Raw genomic sequence first — 16089 nt, forward strand, 5'->3', positions numbered from 1 at the left:
GTCAGCCGCCCGCGACCGTCATCGCCTCGAAGCGCAGGGTCGGCGCCACGATCGAGAAGCGTGGATCGAGATCGTCGGCGAGCGTCAGCCCGGCGAACATCTCCATCAGCGTGCCGGCGATGGTCAGCTCCGAGACCGGATGGGTCAGCTCGCCGTTCTCGATCATGTACCCGGACGCGCCGCGGGAATAGTCGCCGGTGACGAGGTTGACCCCGTGCCCGATGAGTTCGTCGATGTAGAGACCCCGGCCGGTCTCGGCGATCAGCTGCTGCGGGGTCATCGCGCCTGGGGAGACCTGCACGTTGCTCGACGACGGCGAGAGGCTGCTGGCCGAGCGCGCCGCGCGCCCGTTGGTCTGAAGGCCGAGCTCGCGCGCCGTCCCGCTGTCGAGGAGCCAGGCCGCCAGCCGACCGTCCTCGACGAGCGTCAGGGCTTCGCCGCGCACCCCCTCCCCGTCGAAGGCGCGCGAGCCCGGCCGGCGCGGCAGCAGCGGATCGTCGGTGACGGTGACGCCGGCCGGCAGGATCGCCTGACCCATCGCGTCCTTCAGAAAGCTCGTCTTGCGGGCGATGGCGGCACCGTTGATCGCCGAAAGGAGGTGCCCGAAGAAGCCGCGCGCCACGCGCGGATCGAAGACCACCGGCAGCCGGCCGGTCGGGACCTTGCGGGGCTCCAGCCGGCGCACCGCCCGTTCGCCGGCGGTCCGCCCGATGCTCGCCGCCTCCCTGAGATCGGCATGGTGCAGGCGCGAGTCGAAGTCGTAGTCGCGCTGCATCCGCACGCCTTCGCCGGCGATGACGCTGACCGAGCGGCCGAAGCTGGAGCGCCGGCGCGTGCCGGAGAATCCGCCCGAGGTGACGAGCACCAGGCCGGAGCTGCCGGCGCTCGCCGAGGCGCCACCGGAATTGCTGACGCCGGGAACGGCGCGGGCGGCATCCTCCAGCGCCATCGCCTCCTCGACCAGGGTCTCGCTCGCGATCTCGGTCGGATCGAAGAGGTCGAGCTCGATGTCGCCGCTCGCCAGCCGGCCGGGATCGGCGAGACCGGCATAGGGATCCTCGGGCGAGACCTTCGCCATGGCGACCGCCCGCTCGACCAGCCGCTCGAGATCGGTGTGCACGTCGGCGGACACGCTCGCGACGCGCTGCCCGACGAAGACGCGCAGCGCCAGATCCTCGCCTTCCGACGACTCGGTCTCCTCGACCGTGCCCATGCGCACGCTCGCGCCGCGCGCCCGGCCGCGCACCACCGCCGCGTCGGCGGCATCGGCACCCGCACGCTTCGCCAGATCGATCAAGCGCTCGGCGACGCTCAGGAGTCGCGACGTGTCCTCGTCCATTCGGATGCCTGCTGATTTTCTCGTTCGAAGGCCTTACTCTCATTCCCGGCGCCATCAAGCGTGCGTCCGGGTGCGAGCCGATTCGCCGCAACATAGGAATTTTGTGGCCAGGTGGAAGCAACAAGCACCGTTTTCCTGCAGGTGATCCTGCTGCTGGGCGGGGGCATCGTCGCCGGCACGCTGTTCAAGCGGATCGGCCTCGGCACCGTGCTCGGCTATCTCTTCGCCGGCATCGTCCTCGGCCCGGCGCTGCGGCTGGTCGACGGGCGCGATGGCTCGATCCTGCACGTCGGCGAACTCGGCGTCGTGTTCCTGCTCTTCGTCATCGGGCTGGAGCTCAAGGTCGGCCGCCTCTGGCGCCTGCGCCATCAGATCTTCGGGCTCGGCCTGTCGCAGCTCGTCGCCACCGGCCTCGCCCTCACCGGCACCGCGATGCTGTTCGGCCTCGGCTGGCGGGCCGCCGCCGTCATCGGCTTCGGCCTTGCGATGTCCTCGACCGCCTTCGGCCTGCAGATTCTGGAGGAGAAGGGCGAGATGAACACCCGCTACGGCCAGGCGGCGTTCTCGGTGCTCCTGTTCCAGGATCTGGCGGTCGTGCCGCTGCTGGCCCTCCTGCCGCTCCTTTCCACCACGAGCAGCGGCAGCGGCTTCGATCTGGAAGCGCTCGCGATCGCCGTCGGCGCGATCCTCTGGCTGCTGCTGGCCGGGCGCTTCCTGCTCAACCCGCTGTTCCGCATCCTCGCCAATGCGGGCGCGCGGGAAGTGATGATCGCCGCGGCGCTCTTCGTGGTGCTGGGTGCCGGCCTCCTGATGCAGGCGACCGGCTTCTCGATGGGCATGGGCGCCTTCATCGCCGGCGTGATGCTGGCCGAATCGACCTATCGCCACGAGCTCGAGGCGAGCATCGAGCCCTTCCGCGGCATCCTGCTCGGCCTGTTCTTCATGGCCGTCGGCCTGTCGCTGGACCTGACTGTGATCAGCCGCAACTGGCTCCTGATCCTTGCCGCGACGCCGGTCGTGCTCGTCGTCAAGGCGGTGGTCCTGCACGTCCTCACCCGCGCCTTCGGGGAAAGCCGCGAGACCTCCGCCCGCGTCGCGACGCTGCTGCCGCAGGGCGGCGAGTTCAGCTTCGTGCTCTTCAACACGGCCGTCGCCGCGGCCATCCTGCCGGCCGAAACCGCCTCGGTGCTGGTCGCCATCGTCACGCTGTCGATGATGCTGACGCCGCTGACGAGCTGGCTCGGCCACCGCATCCCGGGCGGCGCCGAGGAGGAGGAACTCGATGAGGATTTCGACGGCGCCGGCTCCGACGTCCTGATGATCGGCTTTTCGCGCTTCGGCCAGATCGTCGCGCAGGTGCTTCTGTCGAGCGGCATCGACGTCACCATGATCGACAATTCGGCCGAGCGGATCCGGACCGCCTCTCGGTTCGGCTTCCGGATCTATTTCGGCTCGGGCACGAACCGCGACGTCCTCGAGGCCGCCGGTATCCGGCGGGCGTTGATCGTCGCAGTCTGCACCAACAAGCAGGAGACCACCGACCGCATCGTCGACCTCATCCGCGCCGAGTTTCCGGAGGTGCGGCTGTTCGTGCGCTCCTACGATCGCGCCCATGCCCTTTCGCTGCGCGCGCGCGGGGTCGACTACGAGCTGCGCGAGACGGTCGAGTCGGCGCTCGTCTTCGGCGGCGAGACGCTCAAGGGTCTCGACGTCGATCCCGACATCGCGCGGCGGGTTGTCCAGGACGTGCGCCGGCGCGATCACGAGCGGCTGAAGCTGCAGGAGGCCGAGGGGCTCTTCGCCGGCCGCGACATGGTCGTGACGCGGGTCGTGACGCCCGAGCCGCTGGTGAAGCCGAAGCAGGAGGCGGAGGTATTCTACGCCGGGGACGGAGACGACGGGACGCCGGCCGATCGGTCGGCCCGCGCCCGGCGGACGGAGCCGGTCGCGAAATAGTGTGCGGCTGCCGGCCGGGTGCGACGGCCCACCCCGGAACCGTGAAACGAACGGCGGCGTTTTCGGCGGTCCAACCCGGTCGAGGACCCCGCGCCATCCAATGAACAAGCGTCTTGCGTTCCATGCCGAGCGGTTCGGCCTGATCATGGTCGATCCGGGCACCTTCGAAATCGAGAGGCGCGCGTCCGGCGCCGAACACGTGGTCTGCTTCGCCGACGGCGACCCCGTCACGGACAAGCGGCTGAAGGAGCGGATCGACGCGCTGGTGATCCCGCCGGCCTGGCATGACGTGAAGATCTGCGTCGACGAGAACGGCCACATCCAGGCCGTGGGGCGCGACGAGAAAGGCCGTCTGCAATATCGCTACCACGACCACTGGGTGAACGTGCGCAACGCGGTGAAGACCGAGCGGCTGGTGCGCTTCGGCCACGCGCTGCCGAAGCTGCGCAGTCGCATCGAAAAGGACCTGAGGCGCCGCAAGCTCAGCCGCGAGCTGACCTCGGCGGTCGCGGCCCGGCTGATCGATCTTGAAGCGATGCGCCCGGGCCACGAAAAATACGCCGAGGACGGTGGGCGCGGTGTCGCTTCGCTGCAGAAGGAGAACATCCGCATCCGCAGGTCCGGCGGCGCGGTCCTCGACTTCGTGGCCAAGTCGAACAAGCAGCAGAAGATCGAGATCCACGACGACCGCCTGGTGAAGTCGCTCGAGCGGATGCGCCAGGGCCGCGGCAAGCGGCTGTTCCGCGTGCCGGGCAAGACGTCGAAGAAACAGCGCCCGCTGACCGCAAATCTTCTCAACGAGTATCTGCGGGAGGCGGCGGCGGCGCGCGTGTCGGCGAAGGACTTCCGCACCTTCCACGGCTCGGCGGAGGCCTTGCGCTTCCTGATCGAGGAGGCGCCGGCCGAACCGGTGTCGGACTCCAAACGCAAGAAGACCGTGGCCGCGGCGATGCGCCGGGTGTCGGAGCTGCTCCGCAACACGCCGGCGGTGGCGCGCGCCTCCTACGTCCATCCCGAGATCATCAGCGCCTACGAGGAGGAGCGGCTGAGCCCGGACCTTTTGAAGGGGCGCAAGCGCGAGGGCCTCAGCCGCGTCGAAACCGGGCTGATGCGGTTCCTGGAGGAGGTCGCGACGGCATGAGGCAAGGGCCTTCGCTGTTCGTTCGCACTCCAGCCGTCAGCGGGAAGCCGGCAGGCGGTCGACCCGCACGCCGTCTTCCGCGCGGCACGGCGTGTTCGATCGACACGATGACGGGAACGCTGAACCGGGTCGGTCGCCGCGTGACAAAACACGACGGCAGCGCCAGCTGCGAACGCCCTATCCCATCATCGCCGCCGCGGCGTCCAGGCTGGCCTCGTCCAGGATAAGCGGCAGGCCGCGGTCATCCGCTTCGCGGCTGAGGAGGTGGTCGAGCGCGCGCTTCACCTCGTCCTTCAGCGCGGCCGTGTCGGCGAGGATCACGCGCGCCTGCATGAAGTCGAAGACGCCGTAGCGCGAGACCGGCGGACGCACCAGGAGATCGGGTGCGTGCAGCTTCAGCTTCGCCTCGGTGATGGCCCGCATGATCAGCTGCGAGGCGCCAGAGGTGACCTCCATCGGCGGCGGAACCCGGCGCCCGTCGCCCACCGGGCTGCCGGTGACGTCGACGGCGACCACCCGCTCGGCACAGCCGCGCAGCACCTCGAAGGGCAGCGGACTGTAGATGCCGCCGTCGATCAGGATCTTGCCGTCGCGGCGCACCGGCCGGAAGAGGGCCGGCAGCGCTGCCGAGGCGGCAACCGCGCTCATCAGCGCGCCGCTGTCGATCGCCATGCTCTCGCCCGCGTAGAAGTCGGTCGCCATCACCGTCAGCGGAACGGCGAGTTCCTCGAAGGTGGCGGGCAGGCGTTCAGGCATGAAGACCTCGAGCACGCGCTCGGCGTTCAGCTGGCCGAGCCGCAGGCCGCCCTCCTGCCGGAAGGCGCTGAAGCTCGGCGGCAGCGTGCGCCACAGCCGGGCGAGGACGACGCCGTGGTGGGCGAACACCGACAGGATGTGCTCGCGGATCTCGTGGCCCGTGAGACCTGCGGCATAGCCAGCCCCGATGATCGCCCCGATCGAGGAGCCGGCGATGCACGCCGGCTTCAGGCCGAGCTCGTCGAACGCCTCGAGGACGTGGATGTGCGCGAGCCCGCGCGCGCCGCCGCCGCCCAGCGCCAGAGCGATGGACGGCCCTGCCATCAGGCGCCCGCCGGGCCGACCGTCACGACCGTCGGATCGACCGACAGCAGCGTCCTCGCCATCGCCTTGACGTCGTCCATCGTGACCGCGTCGATCAGCCCCTCGCGCCGATCGATATAGTCGCGGCCGAGGTCGTCGAGCTGGATGCCGACCAGCGTCGAGGCGATGGCGAGCGAGGAGTCGAGGTTGCGGATGGCATAGGAGCCCTTCACGTAGGCCTTGGCCTTAGCGAGCTCGTCCTCGGTCGGACCGTCCTCGGCCATGCGCGTCAGCTCCTGGCGGATGATCTCGACGCTCTCCTGCGCCTTGTCCGAGCGCGTCGCGGTGGACACCCCGAGCATCGCCGTATGGTCGTAGCTCGCCAAGAACGAGGAGACGCCATAGGCAAGTCCGCGCTTCTCGCGCACCTCCTGATAGAGGCGGGAGGAGAAGGAGCCGCCGCCCAGCACCTGGTTCATCAGATAGGCCGCGAAGAAGTTCGGGTCGTCGCGCTTGACGCCGGGCAGCGCCAACTGGATCACCGTCTGCGGCACGTTCAACGCTACGGCGACCGACTTGCCGGTGATCGGCTGAACCTCGGGCACCGGCGGAAGATCGGCCTTCGCCGGCAGGGAGCCGAACACCTCGTCCAGCTTCTCGCCGAGCGTCTTGCCATCGATCGCGCCGACCACGCCGACATAGAGGTCGTCCCTGGCGAAGCCCTTCGCGCGGAAGGCCTCGAGATCGGCCTTGCCGATGCCGGGCAGCGTCTCCCGCGTGCCCTCGACCGGCCGCCCGTAGGGATGCCCGGCGAAGACCGTCTCGCGAAAGGCCTTGCCGGCGAGCGTGTCCGGGTCGTTCTCGTTCGACACGATCCCGGTCAGGATCTGCGCCCGGATGCGGTTGACCGGCTCCTCGTCGAAGCGCGGCGCATTGACCGAGAGACGCAGGAGATCGAAGGCCGCATCCTGGTTCTCGACGAGCGTGCGAAAGTTGCCGGAGAAGCCGTCATAGGAGGCGTCGTAGCTGAGGCTGACCCCGAGCTCGTCAAGTTTGGCCTGGAACTCGGCGCTCCCGATGTCGCCCGCGCCCTCGTCGAGGAGGCCCGAAAGAAGGTTGGCGGTGCCGGCCTTGCCCTCGGGATCGGCCGTCGCACCGGCACCCTTGAAGGCGAACTTCACCGCGATCAGCGGGTTGGTGTAGTCCTCGACCAGCAGGGCGTGGATGCCGCCGGGGCTCGTCACCTCCTGGATGTCGACCGCAGCGGCGGGCATGGCGCTCGCGGCAAGGCCTGCGACGGAGAGCAGCAGGGCGGCCACGGGGCCGGCGAAGGGGCGGAAGAAGGCGGTCATCGTCAGTCTCTCGCGTCGATCAGGAGCGGGTCTCGGCGTCGGCCGCGGGCTCCAGGTAGCCTGTGACCGACCGCTCGGGACGAAGATACTTGCGCGCGACCGCCGTCACCTGGTCGACCGTCACCGCCTCGATGCGGTCGGGCCAGGAGTCGACGTCGGCGATGGTCCGCCCGGTCGAGAGCGCGGTGCCGTAACGCCGCGCCATCGAGGCCTGGTTGTCGCGCTGGTAGATCACGGCCTTGCGCACCCTGTTCTTGGCCTGCTCGAGCTCCTGCGGCGTCACGCCGTCCGCGAGGATGCGGGCGATCTCGGCGTCGATCGCCTTCTCGACGTCGCCGATCGTGGCGTTGCCGCGCGGCGTGCCGTAGACGGCGAACTGCCCGTAGTCGAGCGACGAACCCGCATAGTACGCACCGGCGCCGGCGGCGAGCGCGTCCTTCACGATCAGCGATCGATAGAGGCGGCTGGTCGTTCCGCCGCCGAGGATGTCGGCGAGGACGTCGAGCGCCTCGGCTTCGCCAGCCGGCGCGGTTGCGTCGGACGGTGCCAGATAGACCCGCTGCAGGCTCGGCTGGGTCACGCGCGGATCGGTCATCGTCACGGTTCGCGCGGCGAGCGGCGGCGGCTCCTTCGGCCGCACGCGCGGCGTGATGTCGGCCCGCCGCGGAACCTTGCCGTAGGTCTCCTCGGCGAGCTTGCGGACGGCGTCGGCCGTCACGTCGCCGGCGACGATGAGCGTCGCGTTGTTCGGCGTGTAATACTTGTCGTAGAAGGCGATCGCGTCGTCGCGCGTCAGCTTCTCCATCTCGCTCCGCCAGCCGATCACCGGCGTGCCGTAGGGATGGTTCTGGAACAGCGCCGCCTGCACCGCCTCCGACAGCTGCGAACCCGGATCGTTCTCGATCCGCATCCGCCGTTCCTCGAGGATCACGTCGCGCTCGGGCAGCACGGCCTCGTCGGACAGGACGAGGTTCTCCATGCGGTCGGCCTCGAAGCCCATCACCATCGGCAGCTGGCTCGCCGCCACCTGCTGGTAATAGGCGGTGTAGTCGGCGGTGGTGAAGGCGTTCTCCTCGCCGCCGATGTCGGCCACCGCCTTCGAGAACTCGCCCTCGGGGTGCAGCTTGGTGCCCTTGAACATCAGGTGCTCGAGGAAGTGGGCGATGCCCGAGGTGCCGCGCTGCTCGTCGGCCGCCCCGACCCGGTACCAGATCATCTGGGTGACGATCGGCGCGCGGTGGTCGGGCAGGACGACGACCTGCAGGCCGTTGTCGAGGAAGAAGCTGTCGATCGCCGACTGCTGCTTCTCGACCTTCTGCTGTGCCTGCTGCTCGTCCGCCTTGTCGTCGGGTGCGGCGGCTGCGGTCGCCGCCGGCGGCGGCGGAGCGGGCGGCTGCGTCTGGGCCGAAGCGGGAGCGAGCGAGGCCGTGGCCGTCATCAGAGCGAGAGCGGAAACGCGGACGCTGCGCAGAAGGTCGGTCATGCCTGGTCTTGTCCCTGATGTGGCCGCATGTCGCGAGGCCGAGTCCCTGCCTCTAGCCCCGTCTCGTGGCCTTGATATGTCGCAGGTGCCGGGGAGCGCCAGTTACGGTTTCGTCACCGCCGGCCGCCGGCGGTCAGCCGAAGCGCAGAAAGCGCAGCACCGTCTCGCCGATCGACCGCTCGTCGCTGAGCGTGAAGCCATCCGGATGCGAGAACGCCGCCGATGCGGCCTCCTCGACGATGCAGACCGCGCCCGGCACCAGCCAGCCGCCGGCGGCCGCGCTCGCGAGGGCCGCCTCGCCGAGCCCCTTGCCGTAGGGCGGGTCGGCGAACAGGAGATCGAACGGCTCCATCGTGCCGACCGCGCCGAGGCTCGTCGCGTCGCGGCGGAAGATCTTGGTGCGGCCCTGGAGGCCGAAGCTCTCGATGTTGGTGCGCAGGAGCCCCCGCGCCTCCACGCCCTCCTCCACGAACAGGCAGAAGCGCCCGCCGCGCGACAGCGCCTCCAGGCCGAGGGCGCCGGTGCCGGAGAAGAGGTCGAGGACTCGGGCGCCGTCGAGCGTCACACCGCCCGCATGGGCCAGGATGTTGAACAGCGTCTCGCGCGTGCGGTCCGTCGTCGGCCGAATGGCATTGGTGGCCGGCGCGGCGATGGCCCGGCCGCGAAACTCCCCGGCAACGATGCGCATCGCGGCTCAGTTGTCCTCGCGGCGCGGACGCCCGGGCGCACGGGGGCCGGAAGGGCGCGGCGAGGACGGACGCGGCGGACGGGCGGCAGCGTCGCCGCCCTCGCGTCGCTTGCCGAAGGGATGCGGACGGTCCTTGCCGCGCTTGGCGACCTGGCGGGCGCGCTCGTCCTTTTCGGCCTGCTTCTTCTCGCCAAGCGGCCGGGCCCCGGGCGCCATCCAGACATTGGCGTTGCGGCGGCCGGGCTTCGGCCGCGGCGCGGCGGTGGCCTTGCCCTCCGCATCCTCGCCCATGCGCTTGCCGCGGGATGGGCGGTCTCCAGCCGGCCGCTCGGGCCGATCCCCGCGCTCGAACCGCTGGGGACGGCCGCGCTCCTCCTCGCCGCGGTGCGGCTTGGTGTCGAGCCGGGCCAGCGCATCGGCGCGCTTGGCCTCGCCGAACTTCTTGCGGTTGGGCTTGGCGTCGCTCGCCGAAATCCAGTCGCCACGCTTCTTCGGCCGCGCCGGCCCCGGCTCGTCGCTGCGGGCCGCCACGGGCTTGTTGGAGAAGGCACGGGCGACCGGCGCCTCGAAATCGGCACCGGCCTCCTCGATGAGACGCTCGCCGAGCTGGTCGCGCAGCGTGCGGCCCTTGATCTCGCGCACCGACCCTTCCGGCAGGTCGCCGAGCTGGAAGGGGCCGAAGGACATGCGGATCAGCCGGTTCACGTCGAGCCCGAGATGGCCGAGCACGCGCTTGACCTCGCGGTTCTTGCCCTCGCGCAGGCCGATGGTCAGCCAGACATTGGCCCCTTGCGTGCGGTCGAGCACCGCCTCGATGGCGCCGTAGAAGATGCCGTCGATGGCGATGCCGTTGCGCAGCTCGTCGAGCTTGGCCTGGTCGATGGCGCCATGCGCGCGCACGCGGTAGCGGCGCAGCCAGCCCGTCGCGGGCAGCTCCAGCACGCGGGCGAGACCGCCGTCATTGGTGAGGAGCAGCAGCCCCTCGGTGTTGATGTCGAGTCGCCCGACCGACAGCACCCGCGGCATGTCTTCGGGCAGCCGGTCGAACACGGTTGCCCGGCCCTCCGGATCGCGGTTGGTGGTGACCGTGCCGGCCGGCTTGTGGAACAGCCACAGGCGCGTGCGCTCGATCGCCGGCAGCGGCGCGCCATCGACTTCGATGCGGTCGTCGGGCGACACGTCGATCGCCGGCGTGTCCAGCACCTTGCCGTTGAGCGAGACGCGTCCGTCGGCGATCATCCCCTCGGCGTCGCGGCGCGAGGCGATCCCGGCGCGCGCCAGGCGCTTGGCGATCCGCATGGGCTCCACGGCACTGCCACCGGTGCCCTCCTCGCGCGGCGCCCGCGGCGTCCTCGACTGCGGGTCGCGCTCCTGCCGACCGCCAGCCGCACGCGGCCGGCGCTGGCCGTCCCAGTCGCCGCGTGGCTCGGTGTCGAAGCTGCGGGGACGCTTGCTCTCGCCGCTCCGCTCCCCGCCGTCTGCGCGAATGCGGCCGTAGCTGCGCGGCGGCTTGCCGGAGCCCTCCGGTGCCGCACCGCCATGGCTGAGCATGCCGCGGCTGCGCGGCTTGAACGGTGTCGTGCCGCGCGCGCCCTCGCCGTCGCCCTCGCCGCCTGCACGGGTCGCGGTCGGCTTGCGCGGCTTGAAGCTGCGGGGTCCGCTGTCGGAGCGCTCCGCGCCGCCCGCCTTGCCGTCGTCGGACCTCCGACCGGAAGCGGCGGAAGAGGGCTTGCGCCCGCGCGGGGCGCCGCGGCCGGGCCGGCGCTCGCCGTCGCTGCCGCGCTTGCCCTTGCCGTCGCCGTCTGTGGTATCGCTCATCGGATCGTTTTTGCCTTTTTTCGTCGCGCTCTCTAGCAGTTCGGCGCGGCTGGCGCGAGGGGAACGGATGCTGCGACCGGGTTTCATGGACGAGGCGCTCGCGCAGGCGCGCCGGGCTGCGGCGCGCGACGAGACGCCGGTCGGCGCGGTGATCGTCAAGGACGGCCGCGTCGTCGCGGCGGCCGGCAACGAGACCCGGGCGCTGAACGACCCGACGGCCCATGCCGAGATGCTGGCGATCCGCCGGGCCTGCGCCACCCTCGGCGACGAACGGCTGGCGGGCTGCGACCTCTACGTGACGCTGGAGCCCTGCGCGATGTGCGCCGGCGCCATCTCCTTCGCGCGGATCCGCAGGCTGTACTACGGCGCCGCCGATCCGAAGGGCGGCGGGGTCGAGCATGGCGCCCGCTTCTTCGCGCAGCCGACCTGCCACCATGCGCCGGAGGTCTATCCTGCCATTGCGGAGAGCGAGGCGGCGCAGATCCTGCGCGGCTTCTTCGCCGGCAAGCGCCGCTGAGCCCGGTGCGGCTCGCGCCGGGCGCGGTCGGTCAGAACGGCCAGAGACCCTTCAGCGTCTCGCCGACGGTCTTCTTGCCGCCGGCCTTCAGCCGCGCGGCCTTGACGTCCTCGTCCTCGCCCGGATCGCCGATCGGGGCACTGTCGGACGGCTGACGGTAGTCGAGCGGCGGCTCGCTCAGATACTTGCGCTGGGTCGGGCTGCCCTGCCGGTTTTCGGCGAGGCGCTGCTTGACGAGCTCGCTCTTCGAGCGCAGCTCGCCCGGCTTCAGCTCGGTGTCGGCGTTGTCGTTGCGCATCGCGATGTTCGCACGCGCCGGAGTGCGGTCGGCCGGGTCGTAGCCTTCCTTGTCCGCCGTCATGACCGCCGCCGGAATCGGACTGTCCTCGTCACCGGAATAGGCCGCCGCCTGCAGCCTCGCGCGGCGAGCCTCGGGGGACTCCGGCCAGTTGGCTCCGTTGCTCGCCGAGCGGGTCTCTTCCGGCTGCGGCAGAACGTTCTTGTCCGCCGGCTTCACCAGTTCGGGACGCGGCGAGTAGTCGATGCTCGCCTTGTTGCTGTTGCCGAGCAGCAGCATGCTGTCCATGTCGTCGAAAAGTTGCTCGCCGGAGGTCTTGCCGGTGCCGTAGGTCGGGCCGATGCAGCCCGACAGCGCCATGCCGAGAGCGACGGCGCAAGCCGCCCGCAGTCCGAGACGGTTCATTGTCATGCCAAAAAACGGCCCCCTCGCCGATCCGAGCGGCGTTGGCACCCCTGCCCTACGCCAGCCCGCGGAATTGCACGCGATCATGTCGATTTCCGGGCGCTTTTCTACGGCAAGCGCCCGGATGCGGCAAGCTTAACCTGATGGTAACCTTTGCGTCGTGCGCCGGCGTCAGAGCACGATGCGCCCGGCCGCCTTCAGCTCGCGCAGCGCTGCCGCGTCACGGGCCGTCACGTCCGGATAGTCCGGGTCGGAGCCGACGTCCTCGGTGATCTTCCAGGAACGGGCGCATTTGCGGCCGCGGGCCGCCGCGTGAACGACGGCCACGCCCTGCGTGTCGGCCAACCGGAAGGCGTCCTCCGGCGCCGGCTCGGCGCTGATCGTGATGCCGCTGGTGATGGCCACCTCGGCGAGGTCGATCGAGCGGGCGATCTCCCGCAACTCCGCGTCTTCGATGTAGACGACCGGTGCCGCCTCGAGCGAGGAGCCGATGACCTTGGCCCGCCGCTTCTCCTCCAGTGCGCCGGTGACGACGCGGCGGACCTTGCGGATCTTGGCCCAGCGCTCGGCGAGCGCCGGATCGCTCCAGGCCGGATCGGCCGTGCGGAACTGCTCGAGATGCACCGAGCGCCGGTCCGGGTGGCGCGACAGCCAGGCCTCCTCCATCGTGAAGGGCAGCATCGGCGCGAGCCAGGTGACGAGCCGGTCGAACAGGAGCCGCACCACCTGCAGCGCCGCCTTGCGCCGGACCGAGGAGGGCGCGTCGCAGTAGAGCGCGTCCTTGCGGATGTCGAAGTAGAAGGCCGAGAGCTCGACCACCATGAAGTCCGACAGGGCGCGGATCACCCGCTTGAAGTCGAAGGCGTCGTAGCCCTTCACGACCACCTCGCCGAGTTCGTGGAGCCGGTGCAGCATCAGCCGCTCGAGCTCCGGCATCTCTGCGAGCGGTACGTCCTCGCCCTCGTCGTGGGCGAGCGTGCCGAGCATCCAGCGGATGGTGTTGCGCAGCTTGCGGTAGCTGTCGATGTTGGTCTGCAGGATCGTCTTGCCGAGCCGCAGGTCCTCCGAATAGTCCGACGACACCACCCAGAGCCGCAGGATGTCGGCACCGGACTGGGCGATCACCTCCTGCGGGGTGACGACGTTGCCGAGCGACTTCGACATCTTGCGCCCGTCCTCGTCCATGACGAAGCCGTGCGTGAGCACCGCATCGTAGGGTGCCCGGCCGCGGGTGCCGCAGGCCTCGAGCAGCGAGGAGTGGAACCAGCCGCGATGCTGGTCGGAGCCTTCGAGATAGAGATCCGCCGGCCATTTCAGGTCCGGCCGGCGGGCGAGGCAGAAGGCGTGGGTCGAGCCGGAATCGAACCAGACGTCGAGGATGTCGCGGACCATGGTCCACTGGGCCGGGTCGTGCTCGTTGCCGAGAAAGCGCTCCTTGGCGCCCTTGGCGAACCAGGCGTCGGCGCCCTCGGCGGCGAAAGCGTCGACGATGCGCTGGTTCACCGCCGCGTCCTTCAGGATCGCGCCGTCCTCGTCGACGAACACGGCGATCGGCACGCCCCAGGCGCGCTGGCGCGACAGCACCCAGTCCGGCCGGTCGGCGATCATGCCGCGCAGCCGGTTCTGGCCGGAGGCCGGCACGAAGCGCGTCTCGTCGATCGCCTTCAGTGCGCGGACGCGCAGGGTGTCCTCGCCGGCCACCGGCTGGTCGGCGCTGAGGTCCGGCTTGCGGAAGGCGCCGCCCTTGGCGACCACTGCCTCCACCGACTTCACGCCGTCCTCGCCGATCGTCGCGGCGAGCGAGCGGGGCCGGTTGGTGTGCTCCATGCCGTAGCCGTCGAGATCCTTGTCCATGTGGACGAACCATTGCGGCGTGTTGCGGAAGATCACCGGCTTCTTGGAGCGCCAGGAGTGCGGATACTGGTGCTTCAGCCGGCCACGGGCGAGCAGCATGCCGTGCGCCGCCAGCGCGTCGATGACACGCTTGTTGGCGTCGCCCTTCTTGCCCTTGTCGTCGAGAACGCGCGCCGCGCCGCCGGGCGCGTCGGGGCCGAAGCCGGGTGCGTCCTTGGTGTAGAAGCCGTCGTCGTCGACGGTGAAGGGGATGGCGGTGTCGATGCCGCGGGCTTCCAGCTCGCGCCTGTTGTGGGTCCAGACGTCGAAGTCCTCGACGCCGTGCGAGGGCGCGGTGTGGACGAACCCGGTGCCGGCCTCGTCGGTGACGTGCTCGCCGGCGATGAGAGGAACGGGGAAGTCATAGCCGCCGCCGACGCCGCGAAGCGGGTGGCCGCAGATGAGCTCCGCAAGAACCTCCGCGCTCACGTCCTGCATCCGGCGAAAGCCATCGTTCGGCACCCGCGCCTTGGCGAACACGTCGGCGGCCAGCGCGTCGGCGAGGACGAGCCGTTCACCTTCGAGAGCCCATCGCGGATTGTCCGGATCGTTCGGGGCCGTCACCTCGTAGAGACCGTAGGAGACACGCTCCGAGAAGGCGATCGCTCGATTGCCGGGTATCGTCCAGGGCGTCGTCGTCCAGATCACGACATAGGCGCTGTGCAGATCCCCGAGCGGGCCATGCCTCCCGTCCGCATTCTGAGCCAGGACCCGATCGCGGAACGACCCGCGGTCGCCGGGCGGCACGCCGGCTCCGCTGCGGGCGAGGACGATGAACTTCACCCAGATCGTGTCGGACTCGTAGTCGTGGTACTCGACCTCGGCCTCGGCGAGCGCGGTCTTCTCGACCACCGACCACATGATCGGCTTGGAGCCGCGGTAGAGCTGGCCGGAGGTCGCGAACTTCAGGAGCTCGCCGGCGATCACCGACTCCGCCTCGTAGGCCATCGTCAGGTACGGGTTCCCGAAGTCGCCCTCGACGCCGAGGCGGCGGAACTCGGCCGACTGCACGCCGACCCAGTGGGTGGCGAACTCGCGGCACTCCTGCCGGAACTCGTTGATCGGCACCTCGTCCTTGTTCTTGCCCTTGGCGCGGTACTCCTCCTCGATCTTCCACTCGATCGGCAGGCCGTGGCAGTCCCAGCCGGGCACGTAGTTGGAGTCGTAGCCGCGCATCTGGAAGGAGCGGGTGATGACGTCCTTCAGCACCTTGTTCAGCGCATGGCCGATGTGAAGGTGGCCGTTGGCGTAGGGCGGGCCGTCGTGGAGGACGTATTTCGGCCGGCCGGCCGCCTCCTGGCGCAGCGCGCCATAGAGGTTCATGTCGTCCCAGCGCGCAATCGTCTCCGGCTCCTTCTGCGGCAGGCCGGCGCGCATCGGGAAGTCGGTCTGCGGCAGATACAGCGTCTTGGAATAGTCTGTCGTCTCGGCGGTGTCGCTCATGGCAGGCGTCCGGTTGCGCGGTCCACCGCCGGGCGGAACGCGCCGCGGCGGGGAGCTGATCGTCGGGAAAGGGTGAGCATCCCGGTCCGCGCGCGAAGCGTCGAGAGCGTCAGCGCGTGGCCGGGCGACTAATTCGCAGGGCCGCGCTCGAGGAACGAGCCGAGATCATGGCCGCTCTGTAGCAAGTGCCGCAGCGCGGATAAAGAGGCTTGCATCGACGCGCACATGGGCATGCGCCCGTGCCACCGAAGAGCCACGCCCGACTCGGCGGCGACTCTCCTGCCGATCCGGCGATGCGAACGCGTTCAGCGGAGCAGTTGCTCGGCAACGCGGGTCAGCGCCTGCACCATGGTCTGCGGCGGATACGGCTTTGCGAAAAACAGGCTTTCTTCGGGCATGTCCGCCTCGGTCACCTTCGTGTGGCCTGACGTGACGATGATCCTTACAGGCGGCCAGCGATCCCGCACCGCGCGCGCCAGCTTCAGGCCATCCATCGAGCCGGGCATATCGACATCGGTGAGGAGAACGGTGATCTCGGGATGCCGCTCGAGAAGCCGGATCGCCTGATCGGCGTTGCGCGCCTCGTAGGCAATGAACCCTGCCTCTTCGACAAGATCGACCGCCTCGGTCAGGATCAATGGGTCATGCTCCACGACCAGGACGGCGAACCGCGACGGCTGGAAGGACTGGCCCATAC

The 16089-nt window shown here is 69.9% G+C and carries 12 protein-coding genes; 3 read left to right on the top strand and 9 right to left on the bottom strand.

Going from position 1 to position 16089, the window contains the following annotated elements:
* Position 1: 1 nt before the first annotated feature.
* Entirely contained in the window at positions 2–1339 is a 1338-nt protein-coding gene (locus NPA30_RS07615) for a TldD/PmbA family protein (protein WP_306228805.1), read from the bottom strand.
* Positions 1340–1450: 111 nt separating this feature from the next.
* Between NPA30_RS07615 and NPA30_RS07620 the strand changes: the two genes are divergently transcribed.
* Together NPA30_RS07620 and NPA30_RS07625 are read left to right on the top strand one after the other, a co-directional pair.
* The gene (locus tag NPA30_RS07620; protein ID WP_256801938.1) at positions 1451–3295 is read left to right on the top strand and encodes a monovalent cation:proton antiporter-2 (CPA2) family protein; all 1845 of its coding nucleotides are present in this window, start codon (positions 1451–1453) and stop codon (positions 3293–3295) included.
* 100 nt (positions 3296–3395) lie between these two features.
* Positions 3396–4436: a DNA topoisomerase IB gene (locus NPA30_RS07625; protein ID WP_256801939.1), complete on the top strand. Its 1041-nt coding sequence runs from the start codon at positions 3396–3398 to the stop codon at positions 4434–4436.
* Positions 4437–4613: 177 nt separating this feature from the next.
* Here the strand turns inward: NPA30_RS07625 and NPA30_RS07630 are convergent, their stop codons facing one another.
* The 5 genes from NPA30_RS07630 to NPA30_RS07650 all read right to left on the bottom strand — a co-directional run bounded on the left by NPA30_RS07630 (position 4614) and on the right by NPA30_RS07650 (position 10836).
* A complete protein-coding gene (locus tag NPA30_RS07630; RefSeq protein WP_256801941.1) occupies positions 4614–5516 on the bottom strand; it encodes a patatin-like phospholipase family protein in 903 nt (300 codons plus the stop codon).
* Positions 5516–6847 (bottom strand): M16 family metallopeptidase, encoded by a 1332-nt coding sequence (locus NPA30_RS07635; protein ID WP_256801945.1) that lies wholly within the window; start codon positions 6845–6847, stop codon positions 5516–5518. The genes NPA30_RS07630 and NPA30_RS07635 overlap by 1 nt, the downstream gene beginning before the upstream one ends.
* 19 nt (positions 6848–6866) lie before the next feature.
* Positions 6867–8330, bottom strand: a complete 1464-nt coding sequence (locus NPA30_RS07640) for a M16 family metallopeptidase (RefSeq protein WP_256801947.1) — start codon at positions 8328–8330, stop codon at positions 6867–6869.
* A gap of 133 nt (positions 8331–8463) precedes the next feature.
* Positions 8464–9018: a 16S rRNA (guanine(966)-N(2))-methyltransferase RsmD gene (gene rsmD / locus NPA30_RS07645; RefSeq protein WP_256801955.1), complete on the bottom strand. Its 555-nt coding sequence runs from the start codon at positions 9016–9018 to the stop codon at positions 8464–8466.
* A 6-nt stretch (positions 9019–9024) separates the two neighbouring features.
* Positions 9025–10836 carry a pseudouridine synthase gene (locus tag NPA30_RS07650; protein WP_256801957.1) on the bottom strand — a complete coding sequence of 604 codons (1812 nt, stop codon included), beginning with the start codon at positions 10834–10836 and terminating at the stop codon, positions 9025–9027.
* A 67-nt stretch (positions 10837–10903) separates the two neighbouring features.
* Between NPA30_RS07650 and NPA30_RS07655 the strand changes: the two genes are divergently transcribed.
* On the top strand, positions 10904–11353 hold the full coding sequence (locus tag NPA30_RS07655; protein WP_256801958.1) for a nucleoside deaminase: 450 nt from the start codon (positions 10904–10906) through the stop codon (positions 11351–11353).
* 31 nt (positions 11354–11384) lie between these two features.
* Here the strand turns inward: NPA30_RS07655 and NPA30_RS07660 are convergent, their stop codons facing one another.
* The 3 genes from NPA30_RS07660 to NPA30_RS07670 all read right to left on the bottom strand — a co-directional run bounded on the left by NPA30_RS07660 (position 11385) and on the right by NPA30_RS07670 (position 16087).
* Positions 11385–12062 (bottom strand): hypothetical protein, encoded by a 678-nt coding sequence (locus NPA30_RS07660; protein WP_256801959.1) that lies wholly within the window; start codon positions 12060–12062, stop codon positions 11385–11387.
* 165 nt (positions 12063–12227) lie between these two features.
* Positions 12228–15392 carry an isoleucine--tRNA ligase gene (gene ileS / locus NPA30_RS07665; protein ID WP_256801964.1) on the bottom strand — a complete coding sequence of 1055 codons (3165 nt, stop codon included), beginning with the start codon at positions 15390–15392 and terminating at the stop codon, positions 12228–12230.
* A gap of 305 nt (positions 15393–15697) precedes the next feature.
* A complete protein-coding gene (locus NPA30_RS07670; RefSeq protein ID WP_256801965.1) occupies positions 15698–16087 on the bottom strand; it encodes a response regulator in 390 nt (129 codons plus the stop codon).
* Positions 16088–16089: the final 2 nt, after the last annotated feature.

This window comes from Mangrovibrevibacter kandeliae (genome assembly GCF_024519155.1).
Classification (GTDB): domain Bacteria; phylum Pseudomonadota; class Alphaproteobacteria; order Rhizobiales; family Rhizobiaceae; genus Mangrovibrevibacter; species Mangrovibrevibacter kandeliae.